The sequence below is a fragment of the Gordonia alkanivorans genome (assembly GCF_004011905.1).
Lineage (GTDB): Bacteria > Actinomycetota > Actinomycetes > Mycobacteriales > Mycobacteriaceae > Gordonia > Gordonia alkanivorans.
This window is the reverse complement of record NZ_CP027114.1, coordinates 4,012,661-4,035,317: the sequence shown is the minus strand read 5'-3', so window position 1 is coordinate 4,035,317 and position 22,657 is coordinate 4,012,661. Positions and strand designations below refer to the sequence as shown.

At 65.2% G+C, this 22,657-nt stretch carries 14 protein-coding genes, 3 rRNA genes and 1 pseudogene; 14 read left to right on the top strand and 4 right to left on the bottom strand.

Going from position 1 to position 22,657, the window contains the following annotated elements; translation table 11 throughout:
- Window positions 1-55 precede the first annotated feature (55 nt).
- The 7 genes and pseudogenes from murA (at window position 56) to C5O27_RS18260 (ending at window position 8,810) form a co-directional block, all read left to right on the top strand.
- Window positions 56-1,312 carry a UDP-N-acetylglucosamine 1-carboxyvinyltransferase gene (gene murA / locus C5O27_RS18290; RefSeq protein ID WP_040004357.1) on the top strand — a complete coding sequence of 419 codons (1,257 nt, stop codon included), beginning with the start codon at window positions 56-58 and terminating at the stop codon, window positions 1,310-1,312.
- A gap of 152 nt (window positions 1,313-1,464) precedes the next feature.
- Window positions 1,465-2,736 carry an NDMA-dependent methanol dehydrogenase gene (gene mdo, locus C5O27_RS18285; RefSeq protein ID WP_127963328.1) on the top strand — a complete coding sequence of 424 codons (1,272 nt, stop codon included), beginning with the start codon at window positions 1,465-1,467 and terminating at the stop codon, window positions 2,734-2,736.
- 129 nt (window positions 2,737-2,865) lie between these two features.
- Window positions 2,866-3,957: a MadB family AAA-type ATPase gene (locus tag C5O27_RS18280; protein WP_127963327.1), complete on the top strand. Its 1,092-nt coding sequence runs from the start codon at window positions 2,866-2,868 to the stop codon at window positions 3,955-3,957.
- On the top strand, window positions 3,954-5,498 hold the full coding sequence (gene madC / locus C5O27_RS18275) for a MadC family VWA domain-containing protein (RefSeq protein WP_127963326.1): 1,545 nt from the start codon (window positions 3,954-3,956) through the stop codon (window positions 5,496-5,498). Before C5O27_RS18280 ends, madC begins: the two co-directional genes overlap by 4 nt.
- Window positions 5,499-5,568: 70 nt before the next feature.
- The gene (locus tag C5O27_RS18270) at window positions 5,569-6,744 is read left to right on the top strand and encodes an iron-containing alcohol dehydrogenase (protein ID WP_006360535.1); all 1,176 of its coding nucleotides are present in this window, start codon (window positions 5,569-5,571) and stop codon (window positions 6,742-6,744) included.
- Complete coding sequence (locus C5O27_RS18265; RefSeq protein WP_127963325.1) at window positions 6,744-8,126, top strand: MadS family sensor histidine kinase; 1,383 nt, start codon at window positions 6,744-6,746, stop codon at window positions 8,124-8,126. Before C5O27_RS18270 ends, C5O27_RS18265 begins: the two co-directional genes overlap by 1 nt.
- Window positions 8,123-8,810 (top strand): annotated as a pseudogene (locus C5O27_RS18260) (MadR family response regulator transcription factor). The gene C5O27_RS18265 and the pseudogene C5O27_RS18260 overlap by 4 nt, the downstream one beginning before the upstream one ends.
- A 10-nt stretch (window positions 8,811-8,820) precedes the next feature.
- Here the strand turns inward: C5O27_RS18260 and mftM are convergent.
- Window positions 8,821-9,678: a mycofactocin oligosaccharide methyltransferase MftM gene (mftM, locus tag C5O27_RS18255; RefSeq protein WP_127963324.1), complete on the bottom strand. Its 858-nt coding sequence runs from the start codon at window positions 9,676-9,678 to the stop codon at window positions 8,821-8,823.
- Between the two features lie 735 nt (window positions 9,679-10,413).
- On the opposite strand from mftM, the gene C5O27_RS18250 reads away from it, so the two are divergent.
- From C5O27_RS18250 to rrf, 3 genes are all read left to right on the top strand, one after another.
- Window positions 10,414-11,936 (top strand): 16S ribosomal RNA (locus tag C5O27_RS18250).
- Between the two features lie 470 nt (window positions 11,937-12,406).
- A 23S ribosomal RNA gene (locus C5O27_RS18245) occupies window positions 12,407-15,542 on the top strand.
- 111 nt (window positions 15,543-15,653) lie between these two features.
- Window positions 15,654-15,770 (top strand): 5S ribosomal RNA (gene rrf / locus C5O27_RS18240).
- Together the 16S, 23S and 5S rRNA genes form the textbook arrangement of a ribosomal RNA operon.
- Window positions 15,771-15,911: 141 nt before the next feature.
- Here rrf and C5O27_RS18235 read toward each other — a convergent pair.
- Window positions 15,912-16,778, bottom strand: a complete 867-nt coding sequence (locus C5O27_RS18235) for a universal stress protein (RefSeq protein WP_127963323.1) — start codon at window positions 16,776-16,778, stop codon at window positions 15,912-15,914.
- 147 nt (window positions 16,779-16,925) lie between these two features.
- Here C5O27_RS18235 and glsA point away from each other — a divergent pair, with 147 nt between their 5' ends.
- Complete coding sequence (gene glsA, locus C5O27_RS18230) at window positions 16,926-18,359, top strand: glutaminase A (RefSeq protein ID WP_127963322.1); 1,434 nt, start codon at window positions 16,926-16,928, stop codon at window positions 18,357-18,359.
- A gap of 158 nt (window positions 18,360-18,517) precedes the next feature.
- The gene (gene nucS, locus C5O27_RS18225; RefSeq protein WP_127963321.1) at window positions 18,518-19,201 is read left to right on the top strand and encodes an endonuclease NucS; all 684 of its coding nucleotides are present in this window, start codon (window positions 18,518-18,520) and stop codon (window positions 19,199-19,201) included.
- Between the two features lie 30 nt (window positions 19,202-19,231).
- Here the strand turns inward: nucS and C5O27_RS18220 are convergent, their stop codons facing one another.
- Window positions 19,232-20,185 (bottom strand): coiled-coil domain-containing protein, encoded by a 954-nt coding sequence (locus C5O27_RS18220; protein ID WP_127963320.1) that lies wholly within the window; start codon window positions 20,183-20,185, stop codon window positions 19,232-19,234.
- A 228-nt stretch (window positions 20,186-20,413) separates the two neighbouring features.
- The gene (mce, locus tag C5O27_RS18215; RefSeq protein WP_006359591.1) at window positions 20,414-20,896 is read right to left on the bottom strand and encodes a methylmalonyl-CoA epimerase; all 483 of its coding nucleotides are present in this window, start codon (window positions 20,894-20,896) and stop codon (window positions 20,414-20,416) included.
- Between the two features lie 86 nt (window positions 20,897-20,982).
- Between mce and C5O27_RS18210 the strand changes: the two genes are divergently transcribed.
- Complete coding sequence (locus C5O27_RS18210; protein ID WP_006359590.1) at window positions 20,983-22,185, top strand: acetyl-CoA C-acetyltransferase; 1,203 nt, start codon at window positions 20,983-20,985, stop codon at window positions 22,183-22,185.
- A gap of 70 nt (window positions 22,186-22,255) precedes the next feature.
- On the top strand, window positions 22,256-22,651 hold the full coding sequence (locus C5O27_RS18205) for a DUF3817 domain-containing protein (protein WP_006359589.1): 396 nt from the start codon (window positions 22,256-22,258) through the stop codon (window positions 22,649-22,651).
- The last annotated feature ends 6 nt before the right edge of the window (window positions 22,652-22,657 follow it).

Here is a 22,657-nt window from a genome sequence, read left to right as displayed (position 1 = left end):
CGTTGAATGTACTGCGTGCGATGAGCGCCGGACGGCGGCGGATAAGGTGGCATGCGTGAGCGATCGGTTTCTGGTGACGGGCGGGGCACGTCTGTCCGGTGAGGTGTCGGTGGGTGGCGCCAAGAACAGCGTGCTGAAGCTGATGGCGGCGGCGTTGCTGGCCGAGGGGACGACGGTGCTGACCAACGCGCCCGAGATCGCCGACGTGCCGTTGATGGCCGACGTCCTGCGCGGTCTGGGTGCCGTCGTGGAGATGGACGGCGACACCGTCTCGATCACGGCCCCGGCCGAACCGAAGTTCCATGCCGATTTCGCGGCCGTCCGCCAGTTCCGCGCCTCGGTGTGCGTCCTCGGACCGCTGATGGCCCGGTGCCATCGGGCTGTCGTGGCCCTCCCGGGCGGCGACGCGATCGGGTCGCGGCCCCTGGACATGCATCAGGCGGGTCTGCGCGCGCTGGGCGCGACCAGCTCGATCGAGCACGGCTGCGTGGTGGCCGAGGCCGACGCACTCGTCGGCGCGCCGATCGCGCTCGAGTTCCCGTCGGTGGGTGCCACCGAGAACATTCTGATGGCGGCGGTCCTGGCCGAGGGCCAGACGACCATCGACAACGCCGCACGCGAGCCGGAGATCGTCGATCTCTGCGTGATGTTGCAGCAGATGGGTGCGCAGATCGAGGGAGCAGGCACCTCGACGCTGACCGTGAACGGCGTCGACCGCCTGCATCCCGCTACCCACCGGGTGGTGGGGGACCGCATCGTCGGTGCCACGTGGGGGATCGCCGCCGCGATGACGCGCGGTGACGTGACCGTCCGGGGTGTGCAGCCCGAGCATCTGCAGCTCGTGCTGAACAAGCTCGTCGACACCGGCGCCCGCGTCGACACGTTCGACGACGGCTTCCGGGTGCGTCACGACAACCGGCCGGTCGCGGTCAACGTCTCGACGCTGCCGTTCCCCGGTTTCCCCACCGACCTGCAGCCGATGGCGATCGGCCTCGCCGCCATCTCCGAGGGCATGTCCGTCATCACCGAGAACGTCTTCGAGGCCCGGTTCCGCTTCGTCGAGGAGATGGTCCGCCTCGGGGCAGACGCACGCACCGACGGCCACCACGCGGTCATCCGCGGAATCGAGAAGCTCTCGAGCGCGCCCGTCTGGTGTTCGGACATCCGCGCCGGCGCCGGTCTGGTGCTCGCCGGCCTCGTTGCCGACGGCGTCACCGAGGTGCACGACGTCGAACACATCGACCGCGGCTACCCGCACTTCGTCGAGATCCTCCGCAGTCTCGGCGGCGAGATCGAGCGCGTCTCCGACTGACCCGTGGGTGCCGACCTGTCCGATCGGACAGGTGGTACCCCCGTCCCGATGGGCCGACCCTGTCCGCCAAGGGTCAGGACCCCTTGTGGCCGTTGTGATCTGAGCGACATTCTCGTTGTGACAGACCCAACCGTCACAAGGAGTTCACCCCCATGGCCATTGAGCTGAACCAGATCTGGAATTTCCCGATCAAGGAGTTCCACCCGTTCCCGAAGGCGAAGCTGGGCGTCGGTGCGCACGACATGCTCGGTGTCGAGGCCAAGGAACTGGGTATGACCCGTGCCCTGCTGATGACAACCGGCCTCCGCGGTTCCGGCATCATCGAGGAACTGATCGGCAAGATCGAGTACCAGGGCGTCGACGTGGTCCTCTACGACCAGGTGGAGTCCAACCCCAAGGACTACAACGTCATGGACGCCGCCGCGCTGTACCAGTCGGAGAAGTGCGACGGCATCATCTCGGTCGGCGGTGGTTCGAGCCACGACGCCGCCAAGGGCGCCCGCATGGTGATCGCCCACGACGGCCGCAACATCAACGAGTTCGAGGGCTTCTCGAAGGCCACCAACAAGGAGAACCCGAAGCACATCGCGGTCTCGACCACCGCGGGCACCGGCTCGGAGACCTCCTGGGCCTACGTCATCACCGACACCTCGGACATGAACAACCCGCACAAGTGGGTCGCTTTCGACGACACCTGTCTCGTCGACCTCGCGATGGACGACCCGCTGCTGTACTACCCCTGCCCGGAGCATTTCACCGCGTTCTGCGGGTTCGACGTCCTCGCCCACGCCAGTGAGCCGTACGTCTCGCGGCTGGACTTCGCGCCGTCGCTCGGCAACGCGAAGTACTCGATCGAACTGATCGCCAAGCACCTGCGGACCGCGGTCTACGATCCGCGCAACCTCGAGGCGCGCACGGGAATGATGCACGCGCAGTACATCTCGGCGCAGGCGTTCAACTCCGGCGGTCTCGGCCTGGTGCACAGCCTGTCCCATGCGGTGAGCGCCTTCTACGACAGCCACCACGGCCTCAACAACGCCATCGCGCTGCCCCGCGTGTGGGAGTACAACCTGCCCTCCCGCTTCGAGCGCTACGCCGAGATCGCCGCACTTCTCGGCGTCGACACCTCCAAGATGACCACCGTGCAGGCCGCCGACGCCGCGGTCGAGGAGGCCATCCGCCTGTCGAAGGACCTCGGCATCCCGGACAACTTCGGACAGCTGTCGACCAACAGCTACGACAAGAACCGGATGAACACCGGCAAGTACGAGGGTCGCGGCGAGGGCATCGACACCTCGGAGAAGCAGATCCGCGCCATCGCCGAGCACATGATGGGCGACTGGTGCACCCCGGGCAACCCCCGCGAGAGCACCGTCGAATCGCTGATCCCCATGGTCACGCACGCCTTCACCGGCAGCTACTGATCACGCCCAGGGCGTCGAGAGCCACCACGACGCCCGTGGCGGAGCCGTGCCCCGGGAAGGGAGATCCCTTCCGGGGCAAGAGGTTCCGTCCCACCCCATCGATCCGACGAAGGAAGGTCTGGCGACCCGATGACGCACACCTCCACCGGTCTGGCCCGTCTTGCAGATGCCGACGAGACCGCTCGCTTCGCCTCCGCAGAGGAACTGACCGCCGCCCTGGACGAGCAGGGATACCTCATCGGAACCGAGCTGGCGGTCGTCGTGCACCTGGCGACACTGCTCGACCGTCCGCTGCTCCTCGAAGGGCCGGCCGGTGTCGGCAAGACCGAGCTCGCCAAGGCGCTGGCCGCGGCCTCGGGGCGCGAGCTCATCCGTCTGCAGTGTTACGAGGGACTCGACGACTCGCGCGCCCTCTACGAGTGGGACTACGCCCGCCAGCTGCTCCACGTGCAGATGCTGCGCGATCGCATCAGCGCCGAGTTGGCCGCGGAGACAAGCCTTTCGGCGGCATCGGCAGCCCTGGCGCGGACGGAGGTCGGCGTGTACACCGAGGACTTCCTGGTGGCCCGGCCGCTGCTGGCCGCGATCACCTCGACCACCCCCACCGTGCTCCTCGTCGACGAGATCGATCGCACGGACGAGGCGATGGAGGCGGTCATGCTCGAGGTGCTCGCCGAACGCCAGGTGTCGGTCCCCGAACTCGGCACGTTCACCGCGCGGTCGTCGCCGTGGGTGATCCTGACCTCCAACGACACCCGGGAACTCTCCCCGGCCCTCAAGCGCAGGTGCCTGCACTTCCAGGTCGGCTATCCGGACCCGGAGACCGAGCGCGCCATCGTGGCGGTGCGCGCGCCCGACATCGAGGAGGAAGTCATCGGCGAGGTCGTGGACCTCGCCCGCCGACTCCGCGATCTGCCGCTGCGCAAGAGCCCCTCGATCGCCGAGGTCATCGACGCCGCCCGGGCTGCGTCATATCTCAAGAGCACCGGGTCCCGCCCGGAGGTCGGTTCTGGCCCCGCTCCCGCCGACGCCGCGTTGCTCTCGTTGCTGGTCAAGTTCGGCACCGACCTCGACCTCGCCCGTCGTGTGCTGTCGCCGGCCGCCGCCGACACCACCGTCGCGGAGGTCGGGGTCGACGGCACGACGCCGCAGGGATCGGTCACGGCGCGGGCGTTCGGTGCGGGCCGGGCCCGCAGCGCCGGGGTCCACGCGGGACGATGAGCGTGCTCGCGCCGCCGAAGGGAAGCATCCGCCGCGCGGAGATCCTCGACCTGCTCGCGGTCCTGTTCGGGCAGGCGCTGCGCGGTGCCGGGGTCGCGGCGTCGCCCGCGGAGGTGATCGAGATCCGCCGGACGCTGGCCATCGTCGGGGCCGGCGACCTCGACGTGCTGCGCGCGGCCCTGCGCAGCGTCTCGGTCAAATACGGTTACGAGACAGAGGGTTTCGAGCACGCCTTCGATGTCTTCTTCCTCGACGCCGGGTCCGGGCCAGGTCGGGAGGCGGATCTGCCCCGGCCGCGTGGTGCCGCCGCGGACCTGCCCGACGACGTCGTCTGGGACGAGGAGTTCGAAGGGGCGGCCCGCCGCATCGGCGCCGACGAGCACACCGAGGAGATCGGTGATCTGATGGCCCCCGATCCCGGCGCCGGTGAGCGGCACGGGGAGAGTGCACATCGCGAGGAGAACGACTTCACCGTCTCGGCGGGCGCCGAGCAACTGGGCGTCGACCCGGACAGCGGTTCGGTGAGCGGGGGAGTGACGTACACCGTCGAGATCGACTCCGCCGATTCGGCGACCGTGGGTGAACTCGTCGGTGCCGCCGCCCGGGTGGAGTCCACCCCGCTGGGTCTGACCGGCGCCGCCGCGATCCTGGCCGCGCTCGACGCCTACGACCCGCGCAGCGCGTACGGCACCGACGGGAACGCCGATCTCGACGACGCGCGCCGCGTCGAACTCGAGCGGGCGCTGGCGGCGTTCGTCGATGCGTTCACCGCACGCCTCGAGGCGGCCGGGATCGTCGTGGGCGACGCACTCGGTCAGTCCGCACCGGTGCGCACCGAGCAGGCCGACATCGACCGCGCGTGCCACCGGCTCGTCCAGCGCATGCGCGGTGCACCGCGTCGGGTGATCCGTCCCGGTGACCGCGGGACCCTCGACATCCGCGCCACGATGCGCGCCGCGGTGGCGACCGACGGGGTGCCGGCCGAACTGTGGCGCCGGCGTCCGCGGCGCGGTCCGGTGCGCCTCCTGGTCCTGGTCGACGTCTCGCTGTCGGTCCGGCCGGTCACCGGTTTCATCCTGCGGCTCGCCCAGACCCTGCACGGTTTCGGCGACCGTTGCGAGGTCGTCGCCTTCGTCGATCGTCCCGTACGCGTCACCACGGCGCTCCGGGCGGCGTCCGCCGATGCCGCACTGGCCGCGGTGCTCGCCGCCGACGGCCTCGACCTGGCCGCGACGAGTGACTACGGACAGATGTTCGCCGGGTTGCTGGGCGAGTTCGGCGACCTCGTCACGCCGCGTACCTCGGTGCTCGTCGTCGGCGACGCGCGCAGCAACGGATTCGACGCGCGCACCGACCTCGTCGCCGAGATCGGTCGACGCGCGCACCGCCTTGCCTGGGTGACCCCGGAACCGTCGCGCTACTGGTCCCAGACGGGCTGCGCGATGGCCGACTACGCCGAACACTGCAGCGGCGTGGTCAGCGTGCGGGACGGCGCCGAGATGCTTGCGCGCTGTGATGAACTTGGTGCAGCGCTGAGGTGACGTGAGTAGCGTCGAATGTGCCGGTGGCGCACAACCACATCATCGGCCCGCGGTGATCGGAGGACAACGGATGCAGGGTGGCACGCGCCGACGCAGCGCCGGTCATGTCGCCAAGTTCCACGCCCCCGAGATCGTGCTCGGACCGGGCGCATTCGGCGAGGTACCGCTCGCGACGTCGGGCCTCGGGATGCGCCGTCCGCTGGTGGTGAGCGACCGCGGTCTGGAAGGCACCCCCTGGTACGCACGGCTGATGTCGGGGCTGGCCGACGCCGGACTTCACGCGACCGCCTTCGTCGACGTGTCGCCCAACCCGCGCGCCGGTGAGGTCACCGCCGCGTTCCTCGCGTACAACTCGCACGACGCGGACGGGCTCGTGGCGCTCGGCGGCGGATCGGTCATCGACGCCGCCAAAGGGGTCGCGGTGCTCGCCTCCAACGGCGGCCACATCCTGGAGTACGAGGGGATCGATCGCGCCCACCGGCCGTTGCCCCCGCTCGTCGCGGTCCCGACGACCGCGGGCAGCGGCGCCGACGTCTCGCAGTTCTGCATCATCAACGACGCGGAACGCCGCACCAAGGTCACCATCATCGGCCGGTCGCTGGTGCCCGACCTGTCGGTGAGCGATCCGGAACTGCTCACCACGGTGCCGGCCGAGGTCACCGCACAGGTCGGTATGGATGTGCTGACCCACTGTGTCGAGGCGTACGTCTCGCTCGCGCACGGGCACATGACCGATTCGCTTGCGCTGGAATCCATCCGCGGCGTCTGGACGCACCTCGAACGACTCGTCGACGATCCGCTCGACAAGGTCGCGGCCGAGGAGATGTCGCTGGCGTCGCTGCGGGCGGGGATGGCGTTCACCAACGCGATCCTCGGCGCGACCCATGCGATGAGCCACCCGGTCGGCGGGCACTGCGATGCGCCCCACGGAGCGATCAACGCGGTGCTGTTGCCGCACGTCATCCGGTACAACGCGGAGGTGTGCGCCGACGGCTTCGTCGACCTCGCCGAGGCGATCGGACTGCCCACGGACGGGAACGCACGCATGGTCGCCGATCGCCTGGCGGACGCCGTCGCGCGACTGGGGTCCCGGGTCGGGATGCCGGAGTCGTTGGAGCCGTTGGGGGTTCGGGCCGGAGATCTCGACCGTCTCACCACGCACGCTCTCGCGGACTCGTGCATGACCACGAACCCGCGCCGACCACAGGCGCCTGGGATCCGCGATCTGTATGCGGCGGCCCTGTGATGGCCGGCGCCGCGCGGCCCGACCCCGAGCGGGAACCCGCCCGATCCGACCTCGAAAGCCTCGTCGGCCTTCGCAGCGTCAAGGGCAGCCACTACGCCCAATACCGCGGGGTCGAGGCCCGGCTGAGTCGGGTGGTCGGTGCGCTGGAACGGATCTCGCGGGCGCTGGTGCGCACCGCCGAAGGACCCGAGGCGCTGGTGATCGCGGTGGTCGAGGCGGCGCGCGATCATCTGGGCGCCGAGTGGGTGGTCTTCGGCCTCGCCGACGGTCGGCTCGAGCGATCCGCGCCACGCCACCTGATCAGCTCGGGCAGCGGCCGGCTCTACGCCTTCGAAGGATCGGCGACGGCCTCGCCGCCCGACGGTCTGCCCGACGAGGTGCTCAACCGGCTCAACGACATCCTGCGCGGCCACGAACCGCTGCTGCACGGTCCGATCCTGTCCGAGGACCACGTGCACGTGCCGGTCGAGCTCGACGGCAACGTCGTCGGCGGCCTGTCCGCGTGGGCGCCGTCCGGCCGGGTCGTCGACCCGACCGACGTCGTTGTCCTCCGGATTCTGGCCAGTCAGGCGATCGTCGCCCTGCTCAACGCCGAACTGTTCTCCGAGACACACCGCCACGCAGCGGAACTGGCCGAACGGAACGACGAGCTCGAACGCACGCAACGTGAACTGTCCGCCGCGATGCGCGCCACGGTCCTCAACGAGGAGCGGTCACGGATCGCCCGCGAGCTGCACGATTCGGTGACCCAGTCGGTGCTGTCCGCAGGCGTGCAGATCGAGCTGTGTCGCGACCTGGTCGACGGCGCCGCACTCGAGCGCTTGCAGATGGCCGGCCGGCTCACGAAAGAAGCGGTCGAGCAGCTGCGGACGTTCATCTACACGCTCAACAACGCCGCGAGCGTGCCGTCACCGAGCGTCCACGAGGTCCTCACCGAACTGTGCTCCATGCACATGCCGCCGGACCTCACCACCGCGGTCCGCATCCGGGGCCGCTCCCGCGAACTGTCCGACGACGTCCAGCATGCGTTGCTCCGGATCGCGGGGGAAGCGTTGTTCAACGCGGCGATCCACGCGCGCGCCACCGAGGTCACGGTGACGCTCACCTACGCGCCGGACCAGGTATCGCTGTCGGTCGACGACGACGGGGTCGGCGACCCCGACCACCTCCGGCGCGTCCTGCGGACCGCCTCGCTCGGCGACCTCGCCGCCGGACGTCATCGAGGTCTGGCGAACATGGCCTCGCGCGCGGCCGAGCTCGACGGGGAGATCCGGATTCGCCGGTCACGGGCGGGTGGCATTCGGCTGACCGCGATCGTGCCGACGGCTGCGGGGCCGGCAACAGCATCCGATCCCGGAAACACGACCAGGGAGTTCGCGTGAGCACCGACAAGACGACCGGGGATGCGACGAGCAGGGGAAAGCAGGTCAGGCCCATCCGGACCCTGCTCGTCGACGATCACGCCCTGCTCCGGGAAGGGATGCGCTCGCTCCTCGAGCGGGAGGACGTCGTCGAGGTGGTCGGGGAGGCCGGCTCGCACGACGCCGCGCTCGCCGAGGTGAACGCATGCCGCCCGGACGTCGTGGTCGTGGACCTCAAGCTGTCCGCGGGCACCGAGTACGAGGGGCTGCGCCTGATCAAGGACATCTCCCAGCGTCACCCGGAGGTCGCGGCACTCGTGCTCACGACGTTCCTCGACGACGACCTGGTCGTTCGCGCGGTCCGCGCCGGTGCCCCGGGGGTACGTGGTCAAGGACGTCGACACCACCGAACTCGTGCGCGCGATCCAGGCGGTGTCCACCGGTGGCAGCGCATTCGATCCGCGCAGTGCCGCGGTGGTGTTGCGAACGGTGTCGGGGGAGGCGGAGACCACCGAGACGCTCAGCGACCGGGAGCGCGAGGTCTTGCGGTTGCTCGCGGATGGCATGTCCAACAAGCGGATCGGGGAGACGCTCTACATCTCCGAGTCGACCGTGAAGTTCCACATCCGCAACATCATCCGCAAGCTCGGTGTCAGCAAGCGCACCGATGCGGTCTACATCGCCAGCAAGCGCGGTCTCATCTGACCGGCGGCCCTCAGGGGGTGAGGATCAGCCAACCGCCGTGGTCGACGAACACGTGGGCCCCGGAGTGCGCGACGCTGCCGGCCCAGATGTGCAGGTCCGTCTCGGTCAGCCGGAGACGATGCCCGAAGTGTGGGCTGGGCTCCTCCTCGAAGGGGACCGCCACGATCACGCGTCGCCTCGCCACCCGCAGGGCCTCCGACAGCGCCGCCTCCACGCCGGGGGCGTCGAGATGCTCCAGAAGATGGATGAGCGAGACCGTGTCCACGGAGTCGTCGTCGTAGGGGAGAGCGGTCGCGTCGCCGACGGCCGAGTGGACCGGCAGTCCGAGTCGCCGCGATGCGCACGAGAGCAGAGAGACCGCGCCGGGCGAGATGTCGCAGGCCGACACGTCGAACCCGTCCATCGCGCAGGCCAGCGCGAAGAATCCGAAGCACGAACCGACCTCGAGCACCGACGAACCGGTGAGGAGTGAGTGTGCCCGCCGGTGTACCGGTGCGAACGCCGAAGTGCCGTAGCGGAGTTCACGGAGCGAGTTGTCGTAGAACGCCGACCACGCATCTGCGGAGGTTCCCGCCGTTGTCCGGATGATGCCCACCGCAGCGGATTCGAACTGCTCTTGTCCCGACAGGACACCGGCGTCGACCAGTGACACCAGCCCGTCGACGACAACAGAGTCGGAGATCGTCTCCTCGTCGAAGGGATGCGCGATCTGGAGGATGCCGGCCACCCGGCGCCACGACAGGAGGCCGCAGCGGGCGAAACCCCTGGGGACAAGCGCAGATCGAAGGACCTGCGGCCCGCGGTCGCGAACGTCAGATGAGTCGAGAAGCGCAGCCCGGACGGTCGTCGACTGATCGATGGTGGTCATGTATCGACCGTAGGAACATCCTGACCTGCGCATAACTGACCGAGCGGGGACGGGCGCCTGTCCGAAAGGATGGTTCTGCGGCGCACGTCACACCGGCAGGTTTGTCGAAAATGTACGCAGGGCAGACGGTTTCGGCGCTCCTCTGTGGACCGTGACCTGCGGCGATGTCCGACCCGGCAGGTCGCCACCTGGCGATTTGACCCTGGAGAGACGGTTGCGTAACTTTCTTCGAGTCAGCGCGCCACGGCGCCGCCCCGGAAGGCCTGCGAAGGTCTCATTAAGGGGAGTGGAGACCGGGCTTCGCGCAGACCGCCCCCGAACTTCGACTGTGAGACTTCATCTCTCGCAGACGATGTGCGGGGTTGCCAGATCCCTGTGAGTCGCAAATCCTCGGGTTTGCAGCGCGGAGCTTGGGTCTGGTAGGCTGGAAGAGTTGCCCCGGAGACGGGGTGGCGGTGGAAAGTCAGAACGAAGTCTGCTGGTGAAAGCCCTTGTGGGGGTGAGTAGTTGGTGGGTGTGTGTTCTTTGAGAACTCGATAGTGTGATGATGAATTGTCTGATGCCATTTTTTGGCATCGTGCATTCTTTATGGATGTAGATGTTTGTTTTTTGTGTGGCGCTCGGCTTTGTCTGGGTGTCACATGTTTTGCTAGTTTTGGATTGGTCAGGTTTTGCTTTCCTGATTGTGTTGAAACGCTGGCACCCTTGTGGGTGTTGGTTTTGTTTCGCTATTTTTTCATGGAGAGTTTGATCCTGGCTCAGGACGAACGCTGGCGGCGTGCTTAACACATGCAAGTCGAACGGAAAGGCCCAGCTTGCTGGGTACTCGAGTGGCGAACGGGTGAGTAACACGTGGGTGATCTGCCCTGGACTTTGGGATAAGCCTGGGAAACTGGGTCTAATACCGGATATGACCTTGGAGTGCATGCTCTGGGGTGGAAAGCTTTTGCGGTTCAGGATGGGCCCGCGGCCTATCAGCTTGTTGGTGGGGTAATGGCCTACCAAGGCGACGACGGGTAGCCGACCTGAGAGGGTGATCGGCCACACTGGGACTGAGACACGGCCCAGACTCCTACGGGAGGCAGCAGTGGGGAATATTGCACAATGGGCGCAAGCCTGATGCAGCGACGCCGCGTGAGGGATGACGGCCTTCGGGTTGTAAACCTCTTTCACCAGGGACGAAGCGTGAGTGACGGTACCTGGAGAAGAAGCACCGGCCAACTACGTGCCAGCAGCCGCGGTAATACGTAGGGTGCGAGCGTTGTCCGGAATTACTGGGCGTAAAGAGCTCGTAGGCGGTTTGTCGCGTCGTCTGTGAAATTCTGCAACTCAATTGTAGGCGTGCAGGCGATACGGGCAGACTTGAGTACTACAGGGGAGACTGGAATTCCTGGTGTAGCGGTGAAATGCGCAGATATCAGGAGGAACACCGGTGGCGAAGGCGGGTCTCTGGGTAGTAACTGACGCTGAGGAGCGAAAGCGTGGGTAGCGAACAGGATTAGATACCCTGGTAGTCCACGCCGTAAACGGTGGGTACTAGGTGTGGGGCTCATTTCACGAGTTCCGTGCCGTAGCTAACGCATTAAGTACCCCGCCTGGGGAGTACGGCCGCAAGGCTAAAACTCAAAGGAATTGACGGGGGCCCGCACAAGCGGCGGAGCATGTGGATTAATTCGATGCAACGCGAAGAACCTTACCTGGGTTTGACATACACCAGACGCATGTAGAGATACATGTTCCCTTGTGGTTGGTGTACAGGTGGTGCATGGCTGTCGTCAGCTCGTGTCGTGAGATGTTGGGTTAAGTCCCGCAACGAGCGCAACCCTTGTCCTGTATTGCCAGCGGGTTATGCCGGGGACTTGCAGGAGACTGCCGGGGTCAACTCGGAGGAAGGTGGGGATGACGTCAAGTCATCATGCCCCTTATGTCCAGGGCTTCACACATGCTACAATGGCTGGTACAGAGGGCTGCGATACCGTGAGGTGGAGCGAATCCCTTAAAGCCAGTCTCAGTTCGGATTGGGGTCTGCAACTCGACCCCATGAAGTCGGAGTCGCTAGTAATCGCAGATCAGCAACGCTGCGGTGAATACGTTCCCGGGCCTTGTACACACCGCCCGTCACGTCATGAAAGTCGGTAACACCCGAAGCCGGTGGCCTAACCCCTTGTGGGAGGGAGCTGTCGAAGGTGGGATCGGCGATTGGGACGAAGTCGTAACAAGGTAGCCGTACCGGAAGGTGCGGCTGGATCACCTCCTTTCTAAGGAGCACACAACATCACCCATTTCTGCCGGCGTATGTCCGTGCGGTGGGTGTGTGTTCGAGGGTGAAACATCAGACAGGTCAACGACTGTGCACTCGCACAGTATCGGGGCCTACCGCCAGAGCTGTGAGGCCGGCGGGTTCACGTCACACTATCGGGGTTCTGAGAGAACACGCGGCACACTTTCGGGTGTGGATCGGGTTGTCTCTGACCTAGCTGTGTGGTTGGCGGTGTTGTTGATCTGTCCTGTGGTGGGGTGCGGAGATGCCAACGGCTGCATGGTGTGTGTTGTTTGAGAAGTGCATAGTGGATGCGAGCATCTTTATTTCAAACCAATGCTTCGACTCGTGAGGGTGGGAGTGCTTGGTCTGTGATTTAGCAGAAATGTTTTTTTGTGATGTCTACATTCGATCCCCGCTGAAGCGGTTCGTGAGAACTGTTGGGGTGGGGGTGGTTTGTAGGTGTTGTTGTAAGTGTGTAAGGGCGTTCGGTGGATGCCTTGGTACCAGGAGCCGATGAAGGACGTGGTAGGCCGCGATAGTCCTCGGGGAGTTGTCAAACGAGCTGTGATCCGAGGGTGTCCGAATGGGGAAACCCAGCACGAGTGATGTCGTGTTACCCACCTCTGAATGTATAGGGGGTGTGGAGGGAACGTGGGGAAGTGAAACATCTCAGTACCCATAGGAAGAGAAAACAAAATGTGATTCCGTGAGTAGTGGCGAGCGAAAGCGGATGAGGCTAAACCATGCGCATGTGATACCGGGTAGGGGTTGTGTGTGTGGTGTTGTGGGGTTCATCTTCTTCCATCTGCCTGTGGAAGCGTGAGTCAGAAAATCGTGTGTTAGGTGAAGTGGCCTGGAATGGTCTGCCGTAGACGGTGAGAGTCCGGTAGCTGAAAACACATGGTCTTGCGTGATGGGTGCCCAAGTAGCAGCGGGCTCGTGGAATCTGCTGTGAATCTGCCGGGACCACCCGGTAAGCCTGAATACTTCCTGGTGACCGATAGCGGACAAGTACCGTGAGGGAAAGGTGAAAAGTACCCCGGGAGGGGAGTGAAATAGTACCTGAAACCGGACGCTTACAATCCGTCAAAGCCTGTGCCTCTTCGGAGGGTGGGTGATGGCGTGCCTTTTGAAGAATGAGCCTGCGAGTTAGTGCTCGGTGGCGAGGTTAACCCGTGTGGGGTAGCCGTAGCGAAAGCGAGTCTGAATAGGGCGAAAGAGTCGCCGGGTCTAGACCCGAAGCGGAGTGATCTACCCATGGCCAGGGTGAAGCGACGGTAAGACGTCGTGGAGGCCCGAACCCACTTCAGTTGAAAATGGAGGGGATGAGTTGTGGGTAGGGGTGAAAGGCCAATCAAACTCCGTGATAGCTGGTTCTCCCCGAAATGCATTTAGGTGCAGCGTCACATGTTTCTTACCGGAGGTAGAGCTACTGGATGGCCGATGGGCCCCACAGGGTTACTGACGTCAGCCAAACTCCGAATGCCGGTAAGTGAGAGTGTGGCAGTGAGACTGCGGGCGATAAGGTTCGTAGTCGAGAGGGAAACAGCCCAGATCGCCGGCTAAGGCCCCTAAGCGTGTACTAAGTGGAAAAGGATGTGGGGTCGCGAAGACAACCAGGAGGTTGGCTTAGAAGCAGCCACCCTTGAAAGAGTGCGTAATAGCTCACTGGTCAAGTGATCCTGCGCCGACAATGTAGCGGGGCTCAAGTACACCGCCGAAGCCGCGGCACTCACACGTTAGCCCGTTGATGTTCTACGGAGTGTCAACCAGGTGTGTGGGTGGGTAGGGGAGCGTCCTGCATCCGTGGAAGCCACAGAGTGATCTAGTGGTGGAGGGTGTGGGAGTGAGAATGCAGGCATGAGTAGCGAAAGAAGAGTGAGAAACTCTTCCGCCGAATGACCAAGGGTTCCTGGGCCAGGCTAATCCGCCCAGGGTGAGTCGGGACCTAAGGCGAGGCCGACAGGCGTAGTCGATGGACAACGGGTTGATATTCCCGTACCCGTGTATCCGCGCCCATGCTGAATCAGTTGTACTAACCATCCAGATCCCCCAAGAGCGCCTTCGGGTGCCGGGTGGGGTGATGCATGGGACCTTGGCTGGTAGTAGGCAAGCGATGGGGTGACGCAGGAAGGTAGTGGGGCCAGTCAGTGGTTGTACTGGTGTAAGCCTGTAGGGCGTGTTCTAGGCAAATCCGGAACACATATAGCCTGAGAGGTGATGCGTAGCCGTTGCGGCGAATTCCATGATCCTATGCTGCCGAGAAAAGCCTCTAGTGAGTTGGTACACGGCCCGTACCCCAAACCAACACAGGTGGTCAGGTAGAGAATACTAAGGCGATCGAGAGAACTGTGGTTAAGGAACTCGGCAAAATGCCCCCGTAACTTCGGGAGAAGGGGGACCCAGACCGGTGACGAGATTTACTCTCTGAGCGGGTGTGGGTCGCAGAGACCAGAGAGAAGCGACTGTTTACTAAAAACACAGGTCCGTGCGAAGTCGTAAGACGATGTATACGGACTGACGCCTGCCCGGTGCTGGAAGGTTAAGAGGACCGGTTAGTCACCTTTGGGGAGCGAAGCTGAGAATTTAAGCCCCAGTAAACGGCGGTGGTAACTATAACCATCCTAAGGTAGCGAAATTCCTTGTCGGGTAAGTTCCGACCTGCACGAATGGCGTAACGACTTCTCTGCTGTCTCAACCACAGACTCGGCGAAATTGCAGTACGAGTAAAGATGCTCGTTACGCGCGGCAGGACGAAAAGACCCCGGGACCTTCACTATAGCTTGGTATTGGTGTTCGGTTCGGTTTGTGTAGGATAGGTGGGAGACTGTGAAGTGGGCACGCCAGTGTTCATGGAGTCGTTGTTGAAATACCACTCTGATCGTATTGGACTTCTAACCTCGGACCCTGATCGGGTTCAGGGACAGTGCCTGGTGGGTAGTTTAACTGGGGCGGTTGCCTCCTAAAAAGTAACGGAGGCGCCCAAAGGTTCCCTCAGCCTGGTTGGCAATCAGGTGTTGAGTGTAAGTGCACAAGGGAGCTTGACTGTGAGACGTACATGTCGAGCAGGGACGAAAGTCGGGACTAGTGATCCGGCACCGGCAAGTGGAAGCGGTGTCGCTCAACGGATAAAAGGTACCCCGGGGATAACAGGCTGATCTTCCCCAAGAGTCCATATCGACGGGATGGTTTGGCACCTCGATGTCGGCTCGTCGCATCCTGGGGCTGGAGTAGGTCCCAAGGGTTGGGCTGTTCGCCCATTAAAGCGGCACGCGAGCTGGGTTTAGAACGTCGTGAGACAGTTCGGTCTCTATCCGCCGCGCGCGTAAGAAACTTGAGGAAACCTGTCCCTAGTACGAGAGGACCGGGACGGACGAACCTCTGGTGTGCCAGTTGTCCCGCCAGGGGCACTGCTGGTTAGCTACGTTCGGAAGGGATAACCGCTGAAAGCATCTAAGCGGGAAGCCTGTTCCAAGATGAGGTTTCTCACCCCCTTTTGCGGGGTTAAGGCCCCCTACAGACCATGGGGTTGATAGGCCAGAACTGTACGCACAGCAATGTGTTCAGGTGACTGGTACTAATCGGCCGAGGACTTACCAACAACACCCACAACATCACCAAACAACAGGTTTTGGTGTGTTCGCATCCACTATGCATCTTCTGAGACAACACACAACAAACAAACAAACCGTTGTGGATTGTTTCATAAAGTTACGGCGGCCATAGCGGAGGGGAAACGCCCGGCCCCATTCCGAACCCGGAAGCTAAGCCCTCCAGCGCCAATGGTACTGCACCTTAATCAGTGTGGGAGAGTAGGACACCGCCGAACACAACATCCCATTGTGGCCCTACACGAGTAATCGTGTAGGGCCACAATGCATTCCACACACATCCCCGCCCACCAGCGTGTAGAAGCAGTACGCCGACACCCCGTAACGACTTCCACACCATCCCGGTGCCGGCGGCAGAATCAGTGGGTGCTCTTCGGCACCACGATGATCGGGACCGAAACAGCTCGGAGTATCTTCGCGGCGGTGGTCCCCAGGAACAACGTGTTCGGGGCGGCCAGCCGGCTCGAACCGACCATCACCAGATCGCCGTCGTGCCACTCGAGTGACTCCACCGCTTCCTCGATGGTGGAGCCCTGTGCGACCGTCGACGTCACCGGGAAGTTCTCCGGCAGTTGGGTTCTCGCTTCGTCGAGGGCCCGTTGGGCATGTGCGCGAGCAGATTCGATCGCCGTGTCCTCGGGGACGTTCCGCCAGGGCTGCATGTCGTCGATCGCGAGAATGGACACCAGTCGGATCGGCCGATGAGCTCGGATGCCACTGCGGATGGCGGTCTCGAACAGCAGGGGCGCACCCGGACGGTCACCGATGGTCACGGTGATCTCCCGGACCTCGTCGGCGCCGAGATGCGCGAAACCGGGCGGTGCGACCGCCACCGGGATGGGCGACGAATGCAGGATGTCGTTGACGACCGTTCCGAGCGTGTGCCGACCGCTGATCCCTCCGCCGGCTCCGCCGATGACGAGGATGTCTGAATTGGTGCGTCGGGCCTCGATGATGAGTCCCTCGGCCGGATTGGCGTGCTCGGCGATGGTCGTCGTGGTCTCGATGTCGTCGGGTAGACGAGCGGCCGCCTCGTCGAGCCAGCGTCGTGCTGCGCTGTCGAGGGCGTCGGAAAGTCTTTCCACCGCGTCGTCGGCCCCGGCCGGTTCGGGCGGGATGACGATGCAGATCTCGAGTTCGGCGTCGAAGGTGCGTGCCAGGCACGCACCCAGGGCCACCGCGTCCTCGCCCCCGGAGGTGGCGATGTATGCGACGAGCAGCTTCATCGGTGCTCCCAACTGTCTCCTCGGGGCGGAACTCACTCGGGCCCCAGCCTAGTCACGTCTGTGCCGGATTCCCGGCTGTTGTGTGCCTCGTCGCGTCGTCCGCCGCGTCGGCTACCCGATCGCCGCTGGACACGCTTAGATTGCCCCATGGAATCCCTTGTCGACGGCTATCTCCGCCACATCATGGACAACGTTCGTGACGACCTGTCCGGCCACGTCGCCGACTACATCCCCGAACTGGCCGTCGTCGATCCCGAGGGATACGGGCTGTCGATGTGTGTCCATGACGGCTTCACGTACTCGCACGGGGATTCCACCACGACCTTCACCATTCAGTCGGTGTCGAAGCCCCTGACGTACGCGATGGCCCTACGAAAGCACGGGGTCGCCGCGGTGGACGCCAAGATCGGCGTCGAACCGTCGGGTGAGGCCTTCAACGAGATCAGCGTCGACGATCGCCGGCGCCCCAAGAACCCGATGATCAACGCCGGAGCCATCTTCGCGGCGTCCATGCTGCTCCCGGCGACTCGTGACGTGACCGCTGCCGACATCGAGTCGGCCTTCGCCGAGATCCTCGACTTCTACTCGGGCTGTGCGGGTCGTCGTCTCTCGATGGACGAAGAGGTCTACGCGTCTGAGTCGGCCACCGGCTCGCGTAACCGTGCGATCGCGTACATGCTCGACAGCTTCGGTGCGCTGGACACCGATCCGGATGCGGCCATCGACCTCTACTACCGCCAGTGCTCGATCCGGGTGACGACCGACGATCTCGCCGGCATCGGCGCGACCATCGCCAACGGTGGCCTCAATCCGCGCACCGGCCGTCTGGTGTTCACCCATGAGATCGCCCAACGGCTGCTGAGCGTGATGACCACCTGCGGCATGTACGACGGGGCCGGCGACTGGGTCACCTCGGTCGGCCTGCCCGCCAAGAGCGGCGTGGGCGGCGGCATCCTCGCCGTGCTGCCGGGGCAGCTGGGAATCGGGGTGTACTCGCCGCGACTCGACGAGCACGGCAACAGCGTCCGTGGCGTCGAGACGTGCCAGCACCTGTCGAAGGACCTCGGGCTCCACATGTTCAACGTCACCCGCGAGAGCCGGGTGACCATCCGCACGGTCTACGACCTCACCGACACCCCGGTGAGCTCGGAGTGGAGCGAACGCGAGCGCAGTTATCTGCGCACCTGCCGCGACCGGATCCGCGTCTACGAGTTGCAGGGCGACCTGACCTTCGCCGGGGCCGAGAGCGTTCACCGGCGTCTCGTGGCCGACATGGACGACTTCACCGTGGTGATCGTCGAGATCTCACGACTCGGTGTCATCGACGCGGTCGCGCGGACCATGGTGCTCAGCATCAAACGACTGTTCGCCGACAGTGGTCGTCGTGCGGCGCTCGTCGATCCCGACGGCGTCGTGCGAGCCAGTGTGGAACGGCAGCGCGAGGAGTGGCTCACCCGGAATCCCGATGCGCCGGTCGACCTCAAGGGCTTCGATCCGACCCTCCCGCACGTCCACACGACGATGGAGGATGCGGTCATCGACGCGGAGACCTTCATGCTCAAGCACTACTACGACCAGTGACCCTTCGAGACGCGTCCTCCGCAGGCTCCGGTCGCTCCTCAGGGAGCGGTAGGGGGCGTCCTCCGCAGGCTCCGGTCGCTCCTCAGGGCCCGCCGCGGGAACGTGAGGAACGGCGCTGGGGCGTGAGAACGGTGCAGCCGATGCCCTAGGGTGGGCTCGTGCGTCTCGTCATCGCGGAGTGTCAGGTCGATTACGTCGGGCGGCTGACCGCCCATCTGCCCATGGCCAAGCGTCTGCTTCTGATCAAGTCCGACGGGTCGGTGAGCGTCCACGCCGACGACCGCGCGTACAAGCCGCTCAACTGGATGAGCCCGCCGTGCTGGCTCACCGAGGCCGCCGTGCCCGAGGGCACCGAGGCAGAGGCCTACTGGGTGGTCACCAACAAGGCGGGTGAGGAACTGCGGATCACGATCGCGTCGATCGAACACGATTCGCAGCACGAACTCGGGATCGATCCCGGTCTGGTCAAGGACGGCGTCGAGGCGCATCTCCAGGAGTTGCTCGCCGAGCACGTGGAGACTCTGGGGCCCGGCCACACCCTGATCCGGCGCGAGTACATGACGGCCATCGGACCTGTCGATCTGCTGTGCCGCGACGCCGCGGGTGCCACCGTGGCCGTGGAGATCAAACGACGCGGTGAGATCGACGGCGTCGAGCAGCTGACGCGCTACCTGGAACTGCTCAACCGCGACACCACGCTCGCTCCCGTCGCCGGCGTCTTTGCCGCGCAGCAGATCAAGCCGCAGGCGCGAACGCTCGCCGAGGATCGTGGAATCCGTTGCGTCGTGCTGGATTACGAAGCCCTACGCGGTGCGGAGAGTACGGAGTTCCGGCTCTTCTGAGCGCGGGGCGCCGCCGATTCCGGGCCCCGCTCAGGCGTTGGCGCGGGCCTCCGGTGACAGCTTGCGATTGAGCAGCTCGAGATCGTCGGTGTCGGAGAGCACGTCGTACTCGGAGTCCTCCGGCTGCGCCAGCAACTCGGGCAGTTCGGCGAGCTTGTCGCGGAGCTGACCCAGGTTGGCCGCGATCTCCTGGCGCGCTCGGTCGGCCGCCTGCGCCATCTCGCGCGACCGGTTGAGGCGTTCGCCGGCGATGTCGAGCGCGGTCTGCCGGATGTGGTTGGCCTCGCCGAGTGCGCGCTCACGCTGGTCGGCGATTTCGGCAACGTGACGTTCGCGTTCGGCGGCGCGTTCACGTTCGCTGACGGCTTCCAGCTCGGCGACTTCGGCCTTCGCCTTCTCGACGATGCGGCGGGCCTCGTCGTTGGCCGCCTTCATCGTCTTGGTGTGCTCGGCCTCCATCGCTGCGGTTCGCTCGGCGATGAGGCGTGCCGACTCGGACTCGTTGGCCGCGGCGGTCTCCTTGACCTGGCGGGCGCGGGCCGAGGCCTCGTCGACGAGCTTCTTCGCCGCCGCCTGCGCCTCGCTGCGGATCCGCTCTGCCTCGGCGGCCGCCTCGGAGCGCATGTCGGCGGCTTCCTGGCGTGCGATCGAAAGAGTCTCGGCGGCTTCGGCGGAGGCCTCGGCCCGCATCTCCGAGGCCTCGTCGGAGGCGAGTTGGAGCATGCGTGAGAGGCGCTCACTCATTCCCTGAGCGGTGGTGGGCGGCACCGAGAGTTTGTCGATCTCGCGCCGGAGTTCGGCGATCTCGTCGCGCGCCTCTTCGAGATGGGAGGCGAGCTCGTGGGCGTTGGCGGTGGCGGCGTCGCGATCGGCGGCGAGAACCCGCAACTCGGCATCGAGTCGCTGGAGATGGTCGGCGACCTGCTCACGGTCATAACCGCGCATCACGATCGCGAAGGGCAATTGCCGTGCGGGACCTGGCATGCGGGCCAGTGTATCCGAGACGCCCGGAGCTCGAAGCCCGGTCGGAGTCGCGTCGGGGTGTGGTGTCGGCGTTATCGGCGACACGGTCTTCGGTGGCGGCGCATGGACGACCACTCGGGTGCGCACGCGCCGGCACCGGCGTTCGCACCGGAGTGCCGGCCGGGTGCGAACGGAGGGGATTTTATCAAGCGCCCGAACGGTTTTCGGTTCGGGCAGAGCGGTCCGAGATCAGTGTGCGGCGTCGGCGGCCGGCTCGACGAGTTCGAGGAGGACGCCACCCGCATCCTTGGGATGGACGAAGTTGATGCGCGAGTTCGCGGTGCCTCGTTTCGCGGCGGGGTAGAGGACGCGGACGCCGGCCTCGGTGAGGCGGGTCATGACGGCGTCGACGTCGGTCACGCGTACCGCGAGCTGCTGCAGTCCGGGGCCGTTGCGACCGATGAACTTCGCGATCGTCGACTCCTCGTTCAGTGGCGCGAGAAGCTGGATGACGGCGCCACCGCCGGCGGGGCCGACCATGGCCTCCTCGACACCCTGCTCGGCATTGGTCTCCTGATGGAGCGTCTCGAAGCCGAGATGTGTCGCATACCACTCTTTGGCGGCGTCCAGGTCCGGAACGGCGATACCGACGTGGTCGATCGCGACGACCAGGTCGGAGATCAGGGCGGTCGCGCCGGCAGAAGTGCTGGGGTCAGATGCAGAGGTGCTCATGTCACAACGGTAGCGTTGAGGGTCAGAGCGCACAGAGCGGGCGCTCGGTAGCCCCCCGCACGACCCACCCCCGGAGGTTCCTTTCCATGTCCTCGACTGCTGACAACACGACGGTCATCGTCGCCGGTGCACGCACGCCTTTCGGCCGTCTCCTCGGTTCGCTGAAGGACTTCAGCGGCGTCGACCTGGGTGCGGTGGCCATCAAGGGCGCACTCGAGAAGTCCGGTGTCCCGGCTTCGGAGGTCCAGTACGTGATCATGGGCCAGGTTCTGACCGCGGGGGCAGGTCAGATGCCGGCTCGTCAGGCCGCGATCAAGGCCGGCATCGGTTGGGACGTCCCGACCCTGACCATCAACAAGATGTGCCTCTCGGGCATCGACGCCATCGCGCTCGCCGACCAGCTCATCCGCGCCGGTGAGTTCGACGTCGTCGTCGCCGGCGGCCAGGAGTCGATGACCCAGGCCCCGCACCTGCTGCCCAACAGCCGCGGTGGCTTCAAGTACGGCAACACCGAGCTCGTCGACCACATGGCCTTCGACGGTCTGCACGACGCCTTCACCGATCAGCCGATGGGTGCGCTGACCGAGCAGGGCAACGACAAGGACGGCTTCACCCGCGAACAGCAGGACGAGTTCGCCGCCCGCAGTCATCAGCTCGCCGCCGCCGCGTGGAAGAACGGCGTGTTCGACGACGAGGTCGTGCCGGTGTCGATCCCGCAGCGCAAGGGTGACCCGATCCAGTTCGCCGAGGACGAGGGCATCCGCGCCAACACCACCGCCGAGTCGCTCTCGGGCCTGCGTCCGGCCTTCCGCAAGGACGGCACCATCACCGCGGGCAACTCCTCCCAGATCTCCGACGGTGCGGCCGCGGTCGTCGTGATGTCCAAGGCCAAGGCGGAGGAGCTGGGCGTGACCTGGCTCGCCGAGATCGGCGCCCACGGCGTCGTCGCAGGTCCGGACTCCAGCCTGCAGGCGCAGCCGGCCAACGCGATCGCCAAGGCCTGCGCCCGTGAGGGCATCGCCCCGGCCGACCTCGACCTCATCGAGATCAACGAGGCCTTCGCCGCGGTCGGCCTGGCCTCGGCGCAACAGCTCGGTGTCGACGAGGGCAAGATCAACGTCAACGGTGGAGCGATCGCCGTCGGCCACCCGATCGGTACCTCCGGCGCCCGAATCACCCTGCACCTCGCCCTCGAGCTGCAGCGCCGTGGCGGTGGCGTCGGCGCGGCCGCGCTGTGCGGTGCCGGCGGCCAGGGCGATGCCCTGATCGTCCGCGTCCCGAAGGCCTGACACACCCGCTGAAGGAGACTTCTACGACACTTTGTCGTAGAAGTCTCCGCCGGCAGGCAGAATGGTGAACATGCTGTCTTTCTTCGACCTGACCACGCCCGCCAAGCGCTTCCGCCTCGTCGCCGTGGCGGAGGCGATCACCTGGGCGTGGCTGATCGTCGGGATGATCCTCAAGCGCGTCAACGACGACCCCGAGGCCATCGCGCTTCCCGGCGCCACCCACGGTGCCGTCTTCGTGATCTTCGTGATCGTCGCCCTGATCACCGCGTTCCAGCTCAAGTGGAATTCCGTGAAGTGGGAGATCCCGCTCGGCGGGCGACGCATCGGCATCCCGATCGTCACCCTGCTGGCGCTCGCGTCGAGCGTTCCGCCGTTCGGCACGATCGTCTTCGAGTGGTGGGCCAAGCGCAACGGCCACCTCGCCGAGTTGTCGGCCGAACAGTCGCCGCAGCAGGCCACCGCCTGATCCCGG

What these genes read in the sequence shown, in the direction of transcription:
- mdo (WP_127963328.1), top strand. Translation starts at nt 1,465, where the DNA reads ATGGCCATTGAGCTGAACCAGATCTGGAATTTCCCGATCAAGGAGTTC.
- C5O27_RS18280 (WP_127963327.1), top strand. Translation starts at nt 2,866, where the DNA reads ATGACGCACACCTCCACCGGTCTGGCCCGTCTTGCAGATGCCGACGAG.
- madC (WP_127963326.1), top strand. Translation starts at nt 3,954, where the DNA reads ATGAGCGTGCTCGCGCCGCCGAAGGGAAGCATCCGCCGCGCGGAGATC.
- C5O27_RS18270 (WP_006360535.1), top strand. Translation starts at nt 5,569, where the DNA reads ATGCAGGGTGGCACGCGCCGACGCAGCGCCGGTCATGTCGCCAAGTTC.
- C5O27_RS18265 (WP_127963325.1), top strand. Translation starts at nt 6,744, where the DNA reads ATGGCCGGCGCCGCGCGGCCCGACCCCGAGCGGGAACCCGCCCGATCC.
- mftM (WP_127963324.1), bottom strand. Translation starts at nt 9,678, where the DNA reads ATGACCACCATCGATCAGTCGACGACCGTCCGGGCTGCGCTTCTCGAC.
- C5O27_RS18235 (WP_127963323.1), bottom strand. Translation starts at nt 16,778, where the DNA reads ATGAAGCTGCTCGTCGCATACATCGCCACCTCCGGGGGCGAGGACGCG.
- glsA (WP_127963322.1), top strand. Translation starts at nt 16,926, where the DNA reads ATGGAATCCCTTGTCGACGGCTATCTCCGCCACATCATGGACAACGTT.
- C5O27_RS18220 (WP_127963320.1), bottom strand. Translation starts at nt 20,185, where the DNA reads ATGCCAGGTCCCGCACGGCAATTGCCCTTCGCGATCGTGATGCGCGGT.
- mce (WP_006359591.1), bottom strand. Translation starts at nt 20,896, where the DNA reads ATGAGCACCTCTGCATCTGACCCCAGCACTTCTGCCGGCGCGACCGCC.
- C5O27_RS18210 (WP_006359590.1), top strand. Translation starts at nt 20,983, where the DNA reads ATGTCCTCGACTGCTGACAACACGACGGTCATCGTCGCCGGTGCACGC.
- C5O27_RS18205 (WP_006359589.1), top strand. Translation starts at nt 22,256, where the DNA reads ATGCTGTCTTTCTTCGACCTGACCACGCCCGCCAAGCGCTTCCGCCTC.